The sequence below is a fragment of the Rariglobus hedericola genome, from assembly GCF_007559335.1.
Taxonomy (GTDB): domain Bacteria; phylum Verrucomicrobiota; class Verrucomicrobiia; order Opitutales; family Opitutaceae; genus Rariglobus; species Rariglobus hedericola.
In genome coordinates, this window is sequence record NZ_VMBG01000001.1 from 1433399 (window position 1) to 1451898 (window position 18500).

At 60.8% G+C, this 18500-nt stretch carries 14 protein-coding genes; 6 read left to right on the forward strand and 8 right to left on the reverse strand.

Going from position 1 to position 18500, the window contains the following annotated elements; genetic code table 11:
* Positions 1-39 precede the first annotated feature (39 nt).
* The 6 genes from FPL22_RS06280 to aspS all read right to left on the reverse strand — a co-directional run bounded on the left by FPL22_RS06280 (position 40) and on the right by aspS (position 6938).
* Positions 40-231 carry a hypothetical protein gene (locus tag FPL22_RS06280; RefSeq protein ID WP_144229249.1) on the reverse strand — a complete coding sequence of 64 codons (192 nt, stop codon included), beginning with the start codon at positions 229-231 and terminating at the stop codon, positions 40-42.
* Between the two features lie 449 nt (positions 232-680).
* Positions 681-2438, reverse strand: a complete 1758-nt coding sequence (locus tag FPL22_RS06285; RefSeq protein ID WP_144229250.1) for a cation:proton antiporter — start codon at positions 2436-2438, stop codon at positions 681-683.
* 113 nt (positions 2439-2551) lie between these two features.
* The gene (locus tag FPL22_RS06290) at positions 2552-2863 is read right to left on the reverse strand and encodes a hypothetical protein (RefSeq protein WP_144229251.1); all 312 of its coding nucleotides are present in this window, start codon (positions 2861-2863) and stop codon (positions 2552-2554) included.
* Between the two features lie 216 nt (positions 2864-3079).
* Complete coding sequence (locus FPL22_RS06295; protein WP_144229252.1) at positions 3080-3418, reverse strand: P-II family nitrogen regulator; 339 nt, start codon at positions 3416-3418, stop codon at positions 3080-3082.
* 93 nt (positions 3419-3511) lie between these two features.
* Positions 3512-4717, reverse strand: coding sequence for an ammonium transporter (locus FPL22_RS06300; protein WP_343160872.1), 1206 nt, complete (start codon positions 4715-4717; stop codon positions 3512-3514).
* A gap of 424 nt (positions 4718-5141) precedes the next feature.
* Positions 5142-6938, reverse strand: a complete 1797-nt coding sequence (gene aspS, locus FPL22_RS06305) for an aspartate--tRNA ligase (RefSeq protein WP_203235124.1) — start codon at positions 6936-6938, stop codon at positions 5142-5144.
* Between the two features lie 188 nt (positions 6939-7126).
* Between aspS and FPL22_RS06310 the strand changes: the two genes are divergently transcribed.
* Positions 7127-7450 (forward strand): hypothetical protein, encoded by a 324-nt coding sequence (locus tag FPL22_RS06310; protein WP_144229253.1) that lies wholly within the window; start codon positions 7127-7129, stop codon positions 7448-7450.
* 80 nt (positions 7451-7530) lie between these two features.
* Here the strand turns inward: FPL22_RS06310 and gpmI are convergent, their stop codons facing one another.
* Positions 7531-9123, reverse strand: coding sequence for a 2,3-bisphosphoglycerate-independent phosphoglycerate mutase (gpmI, locus tag FPL22_RS06315; RefSeq protein ID WP_144229254.1), 1593 nt, complete (start codon positions 9121-9123; stop codon positions 7531-7533).
* Between the two features lie 154 nt (positions 9124-9277).
* On the opposite strand from gpmI, the gene FPL22_RS06320 reads away from it, so the two are divergent.
* From FPL22_RS06320 to FPL22_RS06340, 5 genes are all read left to right on the forward strand, one after another.
* Positions 9278-10858, forward strand: a complete 1581-nt coding sequence (locus FPL22_RS06320; protein ID WP_144229255.1) for a hypothetical protein — start codon at positions 9278-9280, stop codon at positions 10856-10858.
* Positions 10859-10973: 115 nt separating this feature from the next.
* Complete coding sequence (locus tag FPL22_RS06325) at positions 10974-12062, forward strand: PEP-CTERM sorting domain-containing protein (protein WP_162525211.1); 1089 nt, start codon at positions 10974-10976, stop codon at positions 12060-12062.
* A 79-nt stretch (positions 12063-12141) separates the two neighbouring features.
* Positions 12142-13944, forward strand: a complete 1803-nt coding sequence (locus FPL22_RS06330; RefSeq protein ID WP_144229257.1) for a tetratricopeptide repeat protein — start codon at positions 12142-12144, stop codon at positions 13942-13944.
* Positions 13945-14002: 58 nt separating this feature from the next.
* Positions 14003-15091, forward strand: coding sequence for a ferrochelatase (gene hemH, locus FPL22_RS06335; RefSeq protein WP_144229258.1), 1089 nt, complete (start codon positions 14003-14005; stop codon positions 15089-15091).
* A 73-nt stretch (positions 15092-15164) separates the two neighbouring features.
* Positions 15165-17867 carry a hybrid sensor histidine kinase/response regulator gene (locus tag FPL22_RS06340; RefSeq protein ID WP_144229259.1) on the forward strand — a complete coding sequence of 901 codons (2703 nt, stop codon included), beginning with the start codon at positions 15165-15167 and terminating at the stop codon, positions 17865-17867.
* Between the two features lie 10 nt (positions 17868-17877).
* Here the strand turns inward: FPL22_RS06340 and FPL22_RS06345 are convergent, their stop codons facing one another.
* Entirely contained in the window at positions 17878-18498 is a 621-nt protein-coding gene (locus FPL22_RS06345) for a crossover junction endodeoxyribonuclease RuvC (protein ID WP_144229260.1), read from the reverse strand.
* Between the last annotated feature and the right edge of the window lie 2 nt (positions 18499-18500).

Genomic DNA, 18500 nt, shown 5'->3' on the forward strand with positions numbered 1-18500 from the left:
CGTCCGGGCGGATTCACCGCCCGGACGATCCGTTAGCACTTACCTGCGGCTGCGATCTATCAAAGCGCCGATGATATAACCGGTGATACCGGCCGCGATCGCGTTGGAATACCAACGACCGATCACCAGAGTTGCCACCAGCCCGAGTAAGATGCCGATAAAGCATCCCCACGCGCTGAATAACGATTCACCGGAAGATGAATCGGATTTTAGAGGAGTCACATTTTTCATTTTTTCGAGAGAGCGGTGCCATGCACCATTAACCCGCGAACACGCGGGCATACTGTGGAATTCGTTTAAACCAACTGATCCCCGTCCTCGAAAAATCAGACCCTCAACTCAATCACTCCGACCCAAGGAACCTGCTCCAGGTCCGGGGCCTCCGGACATCTGAGAAAACCTGCGCTCGTGTTTCCGGTAAAACGCACCACGTCGTTACCATCGGCCGCCGCGTGCGGCCACATCGGCTCAATACTACGGTGCTTTGCCTCACACTTTACCGGCTCCGAGACAGACACCGCCGGCAGGACCCTCGACGCACTGCGTGCTTTTCCAAAAACCGCCTCACCTGAGACGGCCAGCGACGGCCTGTCGTCCACGCAGGCCAGGCCTGCGCACCACAACAGGCACGCCATCCACAAAGAAATCACAGGAACGGACATGACGTTAAACGCCCGCTCTTAATGAGCCACCGCAAGTTCGCGACGAATGCGAACCACCTCCGCCTCGATGCGCGCCTGCGGAGCCTGCACTTCGGTGAGCAACACCTCGGCCAGCCCCACTGCTGACTCGGCTTCATCGTAGCTGATCACCATGGCTCCCGCGTCCTCCAACGCCTCGCGTTCACGCAGATAACGGGCGCGCGTCAGCACACGAATGTGAGGATTAAGAGCACGCGCAGCCGTGATCACCGCGATCGCTACATCGGTCTTTGGCAGTGTCACCACAAGGTAGGATGCCGACTTGATACCCGCTTCCTGCAGCAATGCACCGCGGGTAGCATCACCGTAGAGTGCGCGCCGTCCGGCGCCTTGCAGCTCCAGCACCGTGTCGATGTTCGTTTCGATGATCGTCGGATCGATTTTAAATTCACCGAGCAGACGCGTGAGCGTCTGCCCCACCGGACCATAGCCGATCACGATCGCCTTGACGGCCGAATCCGACGGCGCCGTATCCGACATCGCTGCGTTAACGCCCAGACCTCGGGCCTCGCTCCCCCGATTTACCAAGCTCGCCAAACGTGGGTGCTTTTGCACCCAAGGCTCCAGCGCCAGCAGGCCCTTGAACAACGCAGGATTGATGCTGATCGAAAAAATCGCGCCTGCGACCAGCACGTCGTGGCCTTCGCCCGGCATGAGCTTCAGCGACTTCGCCAGCTCGGCCAGAATGAATGAAAACTCACCAATCTGCGCGAGGCCACCCGCCACCGTAAGTCCCGTGCGCAAAGAACGCCCGCTAACGATGACAATCAACAGCGCAACCACCGGCTTCACGACGACGATGATCGCAAACACCCCGAGAACCAACCCAGGCGCTTTCCACAGGATCGAGTAGTCGAAGAACATGCCGACCGAAACGAAGAACAACACCGCAAACGCATCGCGCATCGGCAACGCATCCGCACCCGCCTGATGGCTGACTTTGGATTGGCCGACCATCATGCCGGCCAGAAATGCACCCAGCGCCATCGAGGCGTCAAAAATCAAATAAGATAACACCGCCACGGCCATCGCCATCACTAGCACAGTGAGCGTGAACAACTCGGGTGAACGCAGGCGCGTTACCCGCAGCAAAAGCCACGGCACAAACTTCGCTCCAGCCAAGGCGACAACTCCGCCCAATAAAACCAGTTTCAACACGGCTATACCGAGCGCCGCCCAGATGCTGGAGCCTTCGGCAACCGCCGCATCCACGGCACCGGAAGCCGCCAAGGCGGGCAGCATCACCAGCACGAGCACCGTGATGATATCCTCGACGACCAGCCAGCCGATGGCCACATGCCCCTCCGGCGTGTCAACAAGGCCATGATCCATGAGCACGCGCAGCAGCACGACGGTGCTGGCCACCGACGTGGCGGCGCCGAGCACGAGACCGCTCTTCCAATCAAACCCCGCGGCGATTGCCACGCCCAGACAGCATACCGTCGCCGCCGCGCTTTGGCCCAGCGCTCCGGGCACCGCGATTTTACGCACCGCGAGCAAATCTTTGAGGTGAAAATGAAGGCCTACGCCGAACATCAGCAAGATCACGCCGATCTCCGCGAGCTGCGACGCCAGCGCTGCGTTGCCCACAAAACCGGGCGTATGCGGTCCCACCATAAGACCGCCCAAAAGGTATCCGACAATCGGTGACAGACCGATACGTTTGGCCAAAAGGCCAAAGACGAGCGCCGCGGTAAGACCGAAGGCGATCGTAGTGATAAGCGAAATATCGTGCATAAAAACGAATTGAGAAACCAACCATGAACACCCGCACAATCGCTGCGCGGGCTAACTACCAGATAACACGCCGGAACACATTTACCTGTCCGGCGCCCTCCCTGCTGGTTTTCTCAAACGTGCATCACGACCCGGCCGGTCAACGTCGGCGGCGGGGGAATATCCGCTCGCAAACGGATAAAAGCAGGAACCGGAATTCCCCAAACCAGCGGAGCAACCGGTGTCAGCACCGACATTTCCGAACGGGGATCAATACCTGCAAAAGTCGGCGCAATCCGGCGCACGAGCACGCAGGAAGAAATCTGAGCCTTATATGAATCGATGCGCGACTCACCTTGGACTCCATCGGGTGCGCCCGCACAATGTTTTGAAAAATCCATCAGGTCCGCAGCCTTCCCCATCGTCAGCCAAGAGGTGACGATCATGAGAATGAAAAGCGGATAGAAACGGTGCACGCCCCCATCGAATGCCGGGGAAAACTGCTGTCAAGGCGGGGAGGCAATTCGGCGCATGCACCGCACGTATCCGACAAAAATCATCACGAAACGCGTATTCTTCGAGAGGCAAAATCCATCCACAAAAAAGGCCCCGTCTTTCGACGGGGCCTTTTGTTTGACGAGCAGTCCGAATCGCGGAAGCGATTAGACGGCGGCGTCGCCGCGCTCGTCGGTGCGGATGCGGACCGCTTCTTCGAGGGCGAGAACGAACACCTTGCCGTCACCGATCTTGCCGGTCTTGGCGGCTTTCACGATGGCGTCCACGGTCTTGGAGACGAGATCGTCGGTGACGACGATTTCGACCTTCACCTTGGGGAGGAAATCAACGGTGTATTCAGAACCGCGGTAGATTTCAGTGTGGCCCTTCTGGCGGCCGAAGCCTTTGACCTCGGTCACGGTCATACCTTCGATACCGATGGAAGAAAGGGCTTCCTTAACTTCCTCGAGTTTGAAGGGCTTGATGATGGCGATGATGAGTTTCATACGAGATTATTTATTGAGGTTTCGCTACGATGTAGGGCCATCCGGACAACTGGCGCAAGCTTGTGTTCCTGCGCCAGTTCAGGATGGAACGAATTAGCCGTGATGAGCCTGGGTGAAGTCAGGGTAGGCTTCGTTGCCATGCTCGCCGATATCGAGACCCTCGATTTCTTCCTCGGCGCTCACGCGGAGACCCATGATGGCCTTGATGACCAGGAAGGAGATGAGACAGAACACGAAGGTAAAGGCGCCGATGGCGGCGATACCCTTGAGCTGGGAGACGATCTGAGCGCCACCCTTGAGGTTACCGAAGAGACCGACCGCCAAGGTGCCCCAGATACCGTTGGCCAAGTGCACCGAGGTGGCACCGACCGGATCGTCGAGCTTGATCTTGTCGAAGAAGAAGACCGAGAACACCACGAGGATGCCGCCGATACCACCGATGATGACGGAGTCACCAGGGCTCATTTGGTCAGCGCCGGCCGTGATGGCGACGAGACCGGCGAGGATACCGTTGAGGGCCATCGAGACGTCAGGCTTCTTGAGCATGATCCAGGAGGTCAGCGTAGCGCCCACACCACCGGCAGCAGCAGCGAGGGAGGTCGTGACGAGCACGAGGGAAACCAGACCGGGGTTGGCGGAGAGAACCGAACCGCCGTTGAAACCGAACCAGCCGAGCCAGAGGACGAACACGCCGATGGTGGCGAGAGGCAGGGAGTGGCCGAGGAGAGGGAGAACGCGACCGTCCTTGAACTTGCCGATACGGGGTCCGAGGATGATGATACCAGCGAGAGCGCCCCAACCGCCCACCGAGTGAACGAGGGTGGAACCAGCGAAGTCGTAGAAGGGAGTCTCCATCGTGTTCAACCAACCGTTACCCCATTTCCACATACCGGTGATCGGATAGGAGATGGTGACGAACAGAACGGTGAACACCAGGAAGGAGCTGAGCTTGACGCGCTCGGCAACCGCACCGGACACGATGGTCGCGGCGGTGGCGGCGAACATGGCTTGGAAGAGGAAGTCGGTCCAGTAGGTGTAACCGGCGTTATAAACGCTGGTCAGACCGCTGACGTCATCGGCAAAGCCGAGGCCGAATCCGGCAAAGCCGAACCAGCCGCCGCCATCGCCACCCGGATACATGAGATTGAAGCCCATGAGTGCATAGGTAAGGATACCGATACAGGGAATGATGGTGTTCTTGAAGAGAATGTTGGCCGTGTTCTTGGAACGGGTAAGACCGGTCTCAACGCACGCGAAACCCAGGTTCATGAAGAACACAAGGGCGGCAGCGACCATCATCCACGTGTTGTTCACGGTGAAGAGGGTGTAGCCGGGTGAGGCTTCGAAAGCCGCGAGATCTGCAAATGCAGGAGCATCGGCGGCAGGAGCGGCGGCAACAGCCTCCGCGACAGCGGGAGCGGCTTCTTGCGCGCTCACCGGATGAACAAGGGCCAGCGTAGCGAAGATGGCGGTCATCTTCAGCAGGCTAGTCAGAGGCTTAGACCATAGCTTCATAATAATATCGTGTGTTGATGTCGTGTGTTTGAGTCCTGTCGTGTGTGGGCTTAAATCATTAAGCGTGACTCGCAAAAGCAGAGCGTATGCCAAGCCGCTATCTGGAGTGAATTTTATGCATATCTACCTCTAAACATAAAAAAACCGGTGCACGTCAGACGTGCACCGGTCGCAATTAATTTGTTTTCAGCTGCTTAAATCATCCCACTCATAATTTAACTTCCGGAATTACCGTCTGGATGTGAAGCTCCTTGAGCTGTTTCGCGGTAACCGGTGTCGGGCTTTGGGCCATCAGATCCTGCCCTTTCTGGGTTTTCGGGAACGCAATCACGTCGCGGATGCTGGTCGTGCCGCAGAGCAGCGCGACCATGCGGTCCAGACCAAAGGCGATACCGCCGTGAGGAGGCGCACCGTAAGTAAAGGCCTTCAGCATGTAGCCAAAACGTGTTTCGACGACGTCGGCCGGGATCTTGAGGACTTCCTCGAAGATTTTCTTCTGCAGCGCGGGCTGGTGAATACGGATCGAGCCGCCGCCGAGTTCCATGCCGTTAAGCACGAGGTCGTAGTGCTGGCCGCGGACGCGCTTCGGATCGCTGTCGAGATACTCGACGTCTTCCGGCACCGGAGAGGTGAACGGATGATGCGTGGCTGCGTAACCGCCCCGCTCTTCGTCGTAAGACATGAGAGGGAAATCGATCACCCAAAGGAATTTCCAGTCGTCGGCGCGAATGGTCATCTTACCGCGTTTGACGAGGAGTTGTGCGGCTTCGAGACGGATGCGGCCGAGGATGGCGCAGGCCTTTTCCCACGGAGCGGCGGCGAAGAACACCATGTCGCCTTCTTCGATCGCGAGCTGCTCGGTGATCGCGGCTTTCTCGGCGTCCGAGAAGAATTTCACGATCGGGGACTTCCACTCGCCCTTCTCGGCTTTAATGAAAGCGAGTCCTTTGGCGCCGAGGGATTTTGCGATGTCTTCAAGCGCCTTGAGTTCGCCCTGCGTGAGGTCGGCGAGGCCCTTGGCATTGAAAGCCTTGATCGAACCGCCGCTGGCGACGGTGCCTTGGAATACCTTGAAAGCGGACTCTTTGAACGTCGCGGAAAGGTCCGTGAGCTCCATGCCGAAACGCATGTCGGGTTTATCAACGCCATAGCGGTTCATCGCATCGACGAACGGCATGCGGAGGAAGGGCGCGGGGATCTCGATATCGAGCACGTCTTTCCACACCTTTTTGATCATGCCTTCGAAGAGGCGGTAAACGTCTTCGCGGGTAATGAAGGAGGCCTCGACGTCGACTTGGGTGAACTCCATCTGACGATCGGAGCGCAGGTCTTCATCGCGGAAACAGCGGGCGATTTGGAAATATTTTTCCACACCGGCGACCATCAGGATTTGCTTAAACTGCTGTGGCGACTGCGAGAGCGCGTAGAATTCACCGGGGTGGATGCGCGAGGGCACGAGGTATTCGCGAGCGCCTTCAGGCGTGGATTTGAAGAGCGCGGGTGTCTCGACCTCGATGAACTCCTGGGAATCGAAGTAATCGCGGATCGACTTCGCGGCGCGGTGGCGCACCTGAAGATTTTTGCGCATTTTTGGACGACGCAGGTCGAGGTAACGGTAGGTGAGACGCAGGTCTTCGTTGACCTTGTCGCCGCCGATGTCGTCGAGCGGGAACGGAGGCGTGTCGGACAAGTTGTGAATCGTGAGCGCGGTCGCATCGACTTCGATCGCACCGGTCGGCAGCGTCTTGTTGATGGTGCCGTCAGGACGGGCGACGATGACGCCATCGACGCCGATGACGGACTCGGGCTTGATGGTGGCGGCCTGCGCAGCGAGCGCGGCGTTTACCTGCGGATCGAACTTCACCTGCGTGATGCCTTTGCGGTCACGCAAGTCGATGAAGAGAATGCCGCCGTGGTCACGGATGGAGTCCACCCAGCCAAGGAGCGAAACGCTGGAGTTGAGTTCGGCCAGGGTGAGCTGGGCACAATGATGGGTGCGCTTCATGATAAATCGAAAGTCGTTCACCTAAGCGCACGCCTCGGGGCGACGGCAAATCTAAAGTCCGCTCCCGATCGCACCCCCGACTCCATTCAGGGTGTTTACCTCGCACGAACGGGAGGGAACGCCCGATGGACGAAAGCGCGTCCGGAAGGCATGCTCATCGCAGTAACAACCACCGCGTTTCCACCGCCATGCGCTCCCACTCTACCCTTCACTACAGCCCCGCCATCGTCTCTGTCCGGGTGCACGAGGTGCCTGCGCAATTGATTTTCGTGGTGACCGCCAACCCCATGCTGGTCGGTGCCGTCAGCGATTTCCTGCGTCAAACCGACCGTCATTTTTCTGCGATCTGGATGCCGTCGGTTGCCAGCGCCTGTCGCCGCCTCGGTCGTGAGCGCGCCGCGATGGTGGTATTGGACGACGAAAGCGCCGCCCCCCCCGACGCCTTGGACGCCCTGCACAACGCGTCGCCTGATACCAAAGTCTTGGTGCTGGATAAACACTCCGCCCGTTAAGCGCGGATCCAGCCGGGGTATTTGCAGGGAGATGAACACCTCCCCGCAAACACGCGGCCATCCGTTTAATCTAATACGGTTCAGCTGATGATCAGACTTTCGCCGGTCATTTCGGCCGGTTTCTGCAAGCCCATCAGCGCAAGGACGGTCGGCGCGATGTCGGCCAGACGTCCACCCGAACGCATCTGGGTGCCGGTCTTCGTCAGGCCGTCGCCCACCACAAACACGTCAACTAGGTTGAGCGTATGTGCGGTGTGCGGACCATTGATTTCGGCATCCCACATCTGCTCGGCATTACCGTGGTCAGCGCAGACGACGGCCTTGCCGTCCACTTGCTTGAGGGCGGCGAGCAGCTCCGCCACGCCTGCATCAGTCGTCTCGCAGGCCTTGATCGCTGCTGGGAGCGAACCGGTATGCCCCACCATGTCGGGGTTGGCGTAGTTCACGGCAATGAAGCCGTATTTACCGGAGAGAATCGCCTCCTTGGTGAGCGCGGTGACTTCGGCGGCGGACATCTCGGGCTGCATGTCGTAGGTCGGCACCTTGGGGCTGGCCGGACAAGCGTTGACCTGACCAGGGAACGGGTCCTTGCGGTAATTATTAAAGAAGAACGTGACGTGCGGATTCTTCTCCGTCTCGGCACAACGGAACTGCTGTATCCCTGCATCCGATACAACCTCGCCGAGGATGTTCTTCAAACGCGCCGGCTTCGGGGAGATGATCTTCACGGGCAGGCCGGCCTCGTATTCGGTCATCGTCGCATAGTAGAGGTCCAGTTTAGGACCGCGGTCGAACTCGGCGAAACCATCCAAAACGAAGGCCTTGGTAATCTCGCGCGGACGGTCGCCACGATAGTTGTAGAACACCACGGCATCGCCGTCCTGGAACGTCGCCAGCGGCTTGCCGGCGGCATCTACGATCGCGGTGGCCGGCACAAACTCGTCGCCCTTCTGCGTTTCGCTGAGCGGATGATCGTAGTAATTTTGAACGGCGGCCTCGGCGGAGGTCGCGGTCGCGGCGAAGGCTCGGCCGGTCAGGAGATCGTAGCCTTTCTGCACACGCTCCCAGCGGTTGTCGCGGTCCATGATCCAGAAGCGGCCGCAGATGGACGCGATGCGACCGTAGCCGAGTTCCTTGATCTTCGCCTCGACCTGGCGGACGTAGCCCAAGCCACCGGAAGGAGGCGTGTCACGACCGTCGGTAAACCCGTGAACGAACACACGGTCGGCCGGAATGCCGTCGAGCTTGGCCTGCACGAGCAGACCGTAGAGATGTTCCAGCATGCCGTGCACGCCGCCGTCAGAAATGATGCCCATCAAGTGGAGCTTCGCGGTGGGCGAGGCCTTGATGCGTGCCACGACGCCATGCCACGTGGTGTTGTTGGCGAGCTGCTTCTCAGAAAAAAGTTTATTCAGACGCACGAGCTCTTGATCTACGATGCGGCCGGCACCGATGTTTTCGTGGCCAACCTCGGAGTTGCCCATCTGGCCGTCAGGCAAGCCCACATCAAGACCGCTCGCAGATACCTGTGCGAGCGGCGCGGTAGCGCGAAGGAGATCGTCCGCGGGTTTTTTGGCGAGAGCCACGGCATTGGTCGAGGCCTGCTCGGGGTGCGGGTTGCTGCCCCAGCCATCACGGATAATAAGAAGAACAGGTTTGCGAGGTGAGTTCATAAAATGTGCGCGAATCCACGCATGGTTGGCCACTGTTGCAGGCAACTCAAAGGGAAAAATCAAACACCTCCGCAAGTTGGAACAACCGTGTCGGAAGCAGCGCCAAGGATACAAAAGCTCGCCGACGACAAGACCCTGCGTAGTTTTTTGGCCAATGATCTTCGATACCCAAAACCCACGCATGCGCCTCGCGCTCAGGGTGGTGGTGGGACTGATCATCGCCCTAGTCATCGCCGTGGCTTATCCATGGATACGCGACCGCTATAGCGCACCATCAGCCTCACGAAGTCCGGCCACGCATCCAATAAAAGGCGCCCAGACGACAATCGATTTTGTGACCGGCAGCCTGATGGCTTTCCAAGCCAACAGCCCAGGCACACCGGCGGCACTCCGCCTGTCCGCAGACTTTTTGGAACAGGCCGGTGATTCCCGCGCCATCCTGGTTCGTGCGCGGCTCCTCGCTCTGCAACCGGAGTCCGGCGTCAACCGGTTGGAACTCGCCGCCACCAAGCGACGGTTTCAAGAACCCGAAGCCACGGATTCCAACGTGCCGGCAAACGACCTTCGCAAACGCACCGAAACCGCCCTGCGAGCGAACGATTTCCCCACTGCAACCGCCTCGGCCGATGCCCTGTGCGCGACCAGCCGTGCCACATTCAGTGATCATTTTTTGCGCATGCAGGTCGGTCTGGCGGCCGGCCGTCTCACCTTGGACGAATCCCTGGCAGCCTTGGAAAAACGCGCGCGGGCCCATCCTGAAGACACCGCCGAATTCACGGGCTGGTTGATCGCGCTGGGACGCACGTCGCAGGCGCTGGACTGGCTCGCGCGTCTTCCTGTATCCACATTAAAATTACCGATTTTTGAATCCGCCCGTGCGGATGCTCTCGCGGCCGCCGGGCTTTGGGACGATGCCCGAGGGCCGATCTCACGCGGAGCTTGGGGCGCCGTTCCTCCCGATGCGCTCCAGCTGGCGTTTTCCGTCCGTCTTCTTGACCGGCAGACCCGTTCGCAACTCCAGCAGGACCTTTGGAACGAAGCGTTGCGTGCCTCCGCCAAAAGCCTCACCGGCCTGCAAATATTGAACCGCTTGGCCGTCACTTGGAGCTGGGGTCCGGAAACGGCCACCACGCTTCTTGTCATCATCCGCCAGCACCCTTCCGCAACGTGGGCCTATGCCGCGCTCGCCGATCACTACGCGGCCGGCAAAGACACACCCAACCTCAAAGGTGTCATCGCTCTTTGGCGCGAGGCCGAACCGGCGCGCAACGATGTCGAGGCCCGCTGGGCACGCCTGCAGTTGCTCACTGAACCGCCGATTCTCACCGGCTCCGCCCAAGCTTCACTCGCCCGCCTGCACGCCGCCGATCACGCGAACCCGGATGTCACCACTTCGCTCGCGCTGCTTCGCTGGCAGCAGAAAAAAGTCCCGGAAGCCCTCGTGCTTTTGGAAACGCTTCCCGCCATCACGCGCCGGCGTCCCGACATTGCGCTTTATAACGGGCTTTTTCTTTCAGCAGCCGGTCGCCGGGCGGAGGCACGCGAAGTGCTGAGCGGTGTCGATCCCGACAACCTGCTTCGCGAGGAAGTGGCTCTACTTCAGACCGCCAATCAAGCCAGCCGCGAACCCAAGGCCCCATCCGTGATACCTCCCCGCCCCTCACCCAAACCTTCGCCCGTGCCCGCGCGGCCTTCAACTCAACCCATTCCCCCAATCGAAGACGTTGCAAAATAAGGCCGTCCGTCCCCCAACTAACTTTACTCGGAAAAAATAAAACTTTGACTAGGTGTTTCACCCTACTAGCACCTTCAACAAGGCAATGGGTTCAAAAACGGGCATTTTCAACAAAATGATCCGACCAGTTTATCTGGCCGGCGTGCTTGGTTTGACACTGACCGGCACCGTCTATGCGCAGTTCAACCCCATCGGTTTCGAGGGTTCGAGCACGATCACGAACATCCCTTACTCCACCTCGAGCGGCATCCCTAACGGCACGCCCGCCAACACACCTTACAGTTACACGTTCGTAGACGGTAACAACATCCAGTCTTTCAAAAACAGCTCTGCCGGCACGGTGGATTCGGATGATGGCACCGGCGGCACCAGCGCCGTCCCCGATTACTACAAGTCCCCGGAGTTCGGCTGGGCCATCAACGGCTACCAGGCCACCAATAACAGTTCGGGCACCACCAACACGCCCGTCTGGAACTCCTTCAATTCATCCCACACCGGCAACGGCATGGGTGACGGCATCGATTATCCCGGCGGTGGCACCGGTCAAAACACCCAGTTCAGCGAAGCCATTAATATCAACCAGAAGTTCTCCCCGGCCAACGGTAATCTCGCCGCCGCCCCCGGCCTCGGCGACCACTTCCTCGATGTTTACGATGTAGTCGGTTACACCGCGCAGCTCTCGCTCAATTTCCAGGCCACGACCAACGATGTGTTTTTCGTGACGCTCGCCTTCGGCGGACGCGACGGCGGCTCCGAAAACCAAAAAGGCTACTACCGCCTTATTGAAACCGGCACCGGCACCGTCGTATTCAGCGGCAACACCGGTTACAACGGCTCCACGCCGATCACCGCTGGCGCCGGCACACCTGGCGTCACCCAGTTCGAAACATGGACCCCGAATGGCAGCGGCGCCTCGGCGGCCTCTTCCAGCACCAACATCGGCGTCACGCAGCGCGACTGGGAGTATTTTAAGGAAACCTATGCCGTCACTGCGGGCACCACTTACACGCTCCAGATTCTCCTGCCCGAAGAGCTCAACTTCGATATGGCGATCGGCTCCCAGTATTCCTACACGCCGAACATCATCACCAATTTTTCGGTTGTCCCCGAAGCGTCCACGTTCGGTCTGGCCGGAGTCGGCATGCTGGGTCTTCTGCTTGCGACGCGTAGAATGAAACGCCGCGTCTTGGTGGCCGCGAAATAACTCGCCCGCGTTTCGCGGCCAAGAAGGTTGCCAGGTTAAACTGCCGGTTTCTTGATCAGTCCCTGAAACCCACCACGGCATGCTGCACGATCCCAAGGACGAACTGGCCGCCAAGCGCAGGTTGATCGCGCTTATCATCACCGCCGTCATCCTCGTGGCGGCGGCGATCATTCTCTGGATTTATCGCGATGATCTGCGCTCCGCCTACCGTCGTTGGCGGCAGGACCGCAGCTTTGATCAGGCTCGCGCCTTCGCCGCAAACAACGACGCGGCCAGCACCGTATTCGCCCTCAAGGCCGCCCTCGAAGCCGACAGTGCAAATCCGGTTGCCTGGCGCACCGCCGCCGATTTTTTTGAACAGGCCGGCGACCGGCAGGCCATCAAGCTGCGCGAACAGGTGCTGGTCCTCGAGCCGGCGTCCGCCGTCAACCGCCTTGCCCTGATCAACACCGCGCTTCGCTTTCGCGAGTTCACCACGGCGCAGCAAGCCTTTGATGAAGCTTCGTCCGCAGATCGCGACACCCTCGATTATCGCAAGACCGCCGCCTCCCTCGCCTATGCACTCGGGCGCCCCGCAGAGGCGGAAGCACTGCTCGCCGCGATCCTGAAGGATCACCCCGACGACCGGCGCATCCGTCTCGACCGGGCCGTGATCATGCTGCGTTACGCGCCGCCCGAGTTGGCCGCGACCGCCGAAACCGAACTGGAAACACTCATCGCATCCGACAATACCCGGGCCAGTGCCTTGCGCGAACTCGCCATCGCGTCCTTGCGCACCAACCGCCCGGCCCGCGCCCTCGCCTACGCCGACCAGCTCGCCGCGCTCACCGAGGCCACGTTCAACGATTTACTGCTGCGAGGCGCAGCATCCCTGGCCACCGGCGCAACTCTCGACGACGTGCTGCGCCCCCTTCAATCGCGTGTTCTTCAAAACCCCGCCGAGGCCATTCCGCTTTCCACCTGGCTGCTGGCCACGGGGCGTTCACGCGCAGTCCGCTCTTGGATAGAGACGCTACCCGAAGCCACCCGCAACCTGCCGCCCATTCGTGCCGCCGAAGTCGATTGCCTCAATGCCCTCGGCGAATGGCGCCAGGCCGCCGCGCTCATCGCTCTCGGAGCCTGGGGGCCGATCCCTGCCGAAGCCATGCAGCTGGCCGTCACCGCCCGCACCCTCCGCGAACGCGGACGCGCCAAGTTGCAGGAAAACGCCTGGAACGAAGCCGTCCGCCTCGCCTCCGGCAATCTCGCCAGCCTCCGCGTGCTTCACCGCCTCGCGTTAAGTTGGGGCTGGGAAGACGAGGCTCGCGGCGTGCTTCTGGCGGTGGCGCGCACACGCCCCAACCAGACATGGGCGCATCGCGCGCTGGTCCGACATGCTTACCAGATCGGCGACACCGCCACCCTCAAGGAGGTTTATCGCCTTTGGCGCGAAGCCGAACCCAATAACCCGCTCGTCGAGGGCAACTGGACCATGCTCACCTTGCTCACCGAGCCCGGTTCGCGGCCCACGCTAGCCAAGACCACCGCCGCCAAGCTTTACGCTTCTTCACCTGAAAATCCGTTCTACGCGACGACCCAAGCCTTCGCCTTGTGGCAACTCGAACGTCCCGCCGAGGCCGTGAAGATCATGGAGAAACTTCCGGCCGAAGAACGCGGCGCCCCCGCCCGCGCTTTTTATTACGCCCTGTTTCTCGCCAGTGCGAACCGGCCGGCCGAGGCACTTCGTTATCTCTCGCTGTCCGACCGCAAAAATCTCCTGCCGGAAGAACGCCGTCTGCTGATCAACGCTTACGAGAGAACCCAGGTCGTTTCTCCGCCGCCGAAAAGCGAGCCGGCAACCGTCGCCCCGCGTCCTTCGCCCGTTCCGATAAAGTCGCCTTAATTTTGCATCGTCGCCGTCGTTTGACTTTGGCTGAAAATCCGCGACCAATCTCGCTCTCATGTCCAAGCGCGCCGTCCTCCTCGTCAATCTCGGGTCCCCCGACTCCACGTCCGTTCCCGACGTGCGTCGCTATTTGAACGAATTCCTCGGTGACGAACGGGTGATCGACAAACCGCGCTCCAAGCTCCTGCGCACGATCCTCGTCAACGGCATCATCACCCCTTTCCGCTCCCCCAAATCCTCCAAGGCCTACCAGGAAATCTGGACCGCCGAGGGTTCGCCGCTCGTCGTCACCTCGCAAAAGGTCCGCGAAAAACTCGCCAACGAGCTGGGCGCCGAGGCTCCCGTGTATCTGGCAATGCGATACGGCAACCCGTCCATCGCCTCGGTGCTCGCGAAGATTGTCGCAGACGGCGTGACCGACATCCTGCTCTTCCCCCAATACCCGCACTACGCCATGTCGTCGTGGGAAACCGTTGTCGTAAAGGTCCAGGAGGAAGCCGCCCGCCTGGCCAAGCCTCTCAACGTCGAAACCGTCCAGCCGTTCTTCGAGGACGCCGACTACATCGAAGCGCTTTATCAAGTCAGCGCGCCTTACCTTTCCCTGCCCCACGACATGCTGCTCGTGAGCTACCACAGCATTCCCGAGCGCCACTTGCGCGAAGCCGATTCATCCCGCGCCCACTGCACGGTGATGAAGGATTGTTGCAGCACCTGCAGTCCCATTCACGGCACTTGCTACAAGGCCCAGGTTCTCAAAACCACCCAGGCTTTCGTCAAACGCGCCGGCATCTCCGCCGATAAACACACCGTGTCGTTCCAGTCGCGCCTCGCCGGCGAACCGTGGCTCACACCTTACACCGATTACGAACTCGAGCGCCTTCCCAAGGAGGGCAAAAAACGGTTGCTCGTGATGACGCCCGCCTTCGTGGCCGACTGCTTGGAAACGCTCGAAGAAATCGCCGGCGAAGGCAAAGAGGAGTTCCTGCACGCCGGTGGTGACTGGTTCCAACACATTCCATGTCTGAACGACCAGCCTCCTTACATCGATTTTCTGGCCGGTCGCGTGCGCGCCTGGCTCGGCGGCCGCAAGCCGGTGGAGATACAGGCAGGCCAGCGTGCGCAGACCCTCGCCGCGGCTGAATAAGGTTGTCGCGCTGCGTCCCCACGCAAACAGTCGCGACATCCTTTTCGCCTCCGCCATTGCCTAAAGTCGCAGAGTGAATCCTTCCGCATCGAACTCACTTTTTCCTGATACCGCGCTCCTGGTGCTCGACGCAACCGGCACGGTGCGCGCCGCCAACGATGCAGCCGGCCGCATCTGGCAAACGCCCTGCGAAGACCTGATCGGCCAGCTGGTCGTCACCTTGTTTGCATTCGAGGTTACCTCCAGCGAACCCGGCTGGCGTGAATCGCAATGGGAAGTCCTCGTGGCCACCGCGCTCGGACGTCCTTTAAAGCTCCAAGTCCAGCCGTTCGAACCCGTCTCCGCCTTCGATGTGCGCATCGAGCTTCAAGCCGCCCATGGCACCGACGCCGCCTACTTCGCACGTATCCAACTCGTCACGACAGACGCGACCCCGTCCGCATCTGCCGCGGTGAGTGCGTCCGTTGGTTCGCCGGCCGCCAATGTCACCACCGCCGCCTCGTCCCCCGCGGTCGAGGGCACCACATTGCTCGCCACGCAGGGCCCGCTCGGTTTCTTCGATCTGGATCTCGCCACCGGCGTCATCACCCCGTCGCCCGCTTGGGAAAAAATGCTCGGCTACGCCCCCGGCCAGGCCCCGCGCACCCATGAAAGTTGGGCCGCCTTGATTCATCCTGACGATACCGCGGCACTGCCCGATCGCGTCGCGAAACCACCCGCCACCGGCAACCGCGATTTCTCCGCCGAATTCCGCCTTCGCCACCGCTTGGGCCACTACGTCTGGGTGCACTCCTCCGGCCTGCAATTATTCGGGCCCGACCGTTCCCTGCAACGCGTGCTCGGCGTCAATTTCGACATCACCGAGCGCAAGGAATCCGAAGAGCTCGGCGTCGCCAGTGAGGATCGTCTTGAACGTATCGCCGAGTCCGGCCCGCTCGCCTTGTTCGATCTCGATTTCACCAGTTCCGAACACTGGTTTTCCTCCGCACTGACCAGCCTCATCGGTGAAGACGATGTTGAGCCCTCCGTCCACTCGCTGCTCAAAATCCTCCCCGAATCCGTCGCCGAGCAGGGCCTCGTCGCATGGCTTTCGTCCATCGATCCCGGCACGGCGTTTTTCACCAGCTCGCTCAGCCTTCGCTCCCCCGATGGACGCCAGATACCGGTGATCATCGGCACCCACCGCCAGTGGTCGCGCAAGCGCGAGTTGCTCCGCGCCGTCGGCTTCATCCTGCCGTTGCCACCCGGCACCGGCGGAGGTCTCGTCCCGCCCACACTGCTTCCCGGCCTGCTCGATACACTCAACGAAGCCGTGGTCGTCACCGATGCCCACGCGCAGGTGATTTACCTCAACGAAAAAGCCGCCAAGCTCACCGGCTGGACTCTCCCCGAGGCCCGTAATCTCAAGCTCACCGAGGTCTTCAAGCTCGTCCGTCGCAACGATGGCTGCCCCGACGACACCGCCGTCGACCTCGTGCTCGCCGCAGAGGAACAGCCGCGTCTCTACGCCGAGCACTCGCTTGTATCCAATAACCACGACAAGCCCGCGCTACCCGTCATCTGGACCACGCGCCAGCTCCGGGCCGAGGACGACGGCTCCTCCGGCATCGTCGTCGTTTTCCGCGATCCGCAGGAGATGACCCTCACGCCCGAGGAAATTATCCGAGCCAACCGCTTCGATTCACTCGGTCAACTCGCCGGCGGTATCGCCCACGATTTCAACAACCTTCTCACCACCATCCTCGGTGGTATTTCCACCGCCAAGGACAACCGCGACTACACCAAGCTCGAGGACGCCGAAAGCGCGTGCATGGCCGCCAAATCGCTCACGCGCCAGCTCCTCACGTTCGCCAAAGGCAGCGCCTCCGCCGTCCAGCAGGTCATCGACACCGGTGACATTCTTCAGGATGCCGTGCGCATCGCCGCCGCCGGCACCACCGCGGTCGTGACCGTGACGGCGCCCGAAACCGTCGCCCCGATCCAAGTGGATCGCGGACAGATCATCCAGGTTTTCCAAAATCTGATCATCAACGCGCTTCAAGCGATGCCCGACGTCAGCAAAGGCCGCGTGCAACTGCGCGCCACCAACGTCCGCCTCGCCGAAAATGACGTCCCGCCGCTGCCCGCCGGCAACTACGTGCAGATCGAGGTGCAGGACAACGGCAGCGGCATTCCGCCCGGTCACATCGAAAAAATCTTCGAACCGTTCTACACCACCAAGAAAACCGGCACCGGTTTGGGCCTCGCCACCGTTCTCTCCATCGTCCGCCAGCATGGCGGCCAGATCGGCGTCGATTCCACCGTCGGCACCGGCACGACCTTTACGCTGTTCTTCCCCACGGCCGACCGTCCGGTCGAAGAAGAGGTCCGCACGGCACCCGCGCTGCGCTTCGGCACGGGCCGCATCTTGTTCCTCGATGACGACGTCAAGATCTGCGAGCTCACCGCCGGCATGCTCACGAGCCTCGACTACACGCACGACGTCGTGCGCACCGGCGAGGACGCGATCACCTTCTACCGTCGCTACCTCAATGTCGGCCGCCCCTACGACGCCGTCATCCTCGACCTCAACGTCGTCGGCGGCATGGGCGGCGAGGAGTGTTTCAAACAGCTCCGCGATCTCCACCCCGAGGTGCGCGCCATCGTCAACAGCGGCTACGACAGCGAAGACATGGCCCGTCGTTATCTCGACATGGGCTTCGTCGGCTATCTCACCAAGCCCTACCGTGTCGGCGATCTCGGCCGCGTCCTGAAAGCCGCGTTAGGGAAGAGCTGAGCAACCCCGCTCACTCCCGCCAGGTGAACGCGTGACACAGCGCCACGCCCGCCGCGTCCGCCTCGTCGCTGGCCAGCACTGCTCCGTGACCGAGCATCGACATCACCGTGCGCGCCATCTGCTCTTTGCTCGCGCGGCCCGCGCCGGTCACCGCCTGCTTCACGCGCAACGGAGCGTATTCAAAAATATCCAGCCCCGCCAGCGCCGCCGCCGAGATCGCCGCACCGCGCGCTGCGCCGAGAATTTGCGCCGTCTGGAAATTCTGCACGTAGATCGTCTGTTCCAACGCCACATGCTTCACTTGAAAATCGTTTAGAAACGTCGCCACCGCCCGGTGAATTTCGCCGAGAGCATACGACATCGGCCGGCTCGCCGGAATCTTCAGCGTGCGGCAGCGCAACAACACCGGCTGCTTCGTCGGAGAAAACTCGATCAACGCCAGACCCGTTCCGCGCAACGACGGATCGATGCCCAGCACCGCTCCGGAAAATGGCGCGCGTTGCAACGAAAACACCGCCTGCGTCCCCACGGATGCTCCCGTCACACGCGAGGGGCCGCCGGCCTTCGGCGCAGGCACCGCCCCGCCCGCCAGTTTCGCCGCCCACATCTGCCTCACGTTCATGCGCGCCATGT

Excerpts from the sequence above, each read along its gene's own strand:
- FPL22_RS06280 (WP_144229249.1), bottom strand. The coding sequence starts at position 231 with ATGAAAAATGTGACTCCTCTAAAATCCGATTCATCTTCCGGTGAATCG.
- FPL22_RS06285 (WP_144229250.1), bottom strand. The coding sequence starts at position 2,438 with ATGCACGATATTTCGCTTATCACTACGATCGCCTTCGGTCTTACCGCG.
- FPL22_RS06290 (WP_144229251.1), bottom strand. The coding sequence starts at position 2,863 with ATGATCGTCACCTCTTGGCTGACGATGGGGAAGGCTGCGGACCTGATG.
- FPL22_RS06295 (WP_144229252.1), bottom strand. The coding sequence starts at position 3,418 with ATGAAACTCATCATCGCCATCATCAAGCCCTTCAAACTCGAGGAAGTT.
- FPL22_RS06300 (WP_343160872.1), bottom strand. The coding sequence starts at position 4,717 with ATGATGGTCGCTGCCGCCCTTGTGTTCTTCATGAACCTGGGTTTCGCG.
- aspS (WP_203235124.1), bottom strand. The coding sequence starts at position 6,938 with ATGAAGCGCACCCATCATTGTGCCCAGCTCACCCTGGCCGAACTCAAC.
- FPL22_RS06310 (WP_144229253.1), top strand. The coding sequence starts at position 7,127 with ATGCGCTCCCACTCTACCCTTCACTACAGCCCCGCCATCGTCTCTGTC.
- gpmI (WP_144229254.1), bottom strand. The coding sequence starts at position 9,123 with ATGAACTCACCTCGCAAACCTGTTCTTCTTATTATCCGTGATGGCTGG.
- FPL22_RS06320 (WP_144229255.1), top strand. The coding sequence starts at position 9,278 with ATGATCTTCGATACCCAAAACCCACGCATGCGCCTCGCGCTCAGGGTG.
- FPL22_RS06325 (WP_162525211.1), top strand. The coding sequence starts at position 10,974 with ATGATCCGACCAGTTTATCTGGCCGGCGTGCTTGGTTTGACACTGACC.
- FPL22_RS06330 (WP_144229257.1), top strand. The coding sequence starts at position 12,142 with ATGCTGCACGATCCCAAGGACGAACTGGCCGCCAAGCGCAGGTTGATC.
- hemH (WP_144229258.1), top strand. The coding sequence starts at position 14,003 with ATGTCCAAGCGCGCCGTCCTCCTCGTCAATCTCGGGTCCCCCGACTCC.
- FPL22_RS06345 (WP_144229260.1), bottom strand. The coding sequence starts at position 18,498 with ATGGCGCGCATGAACGTGAGGCAGATGTGGGCGGCGAAACTGGCGGGC.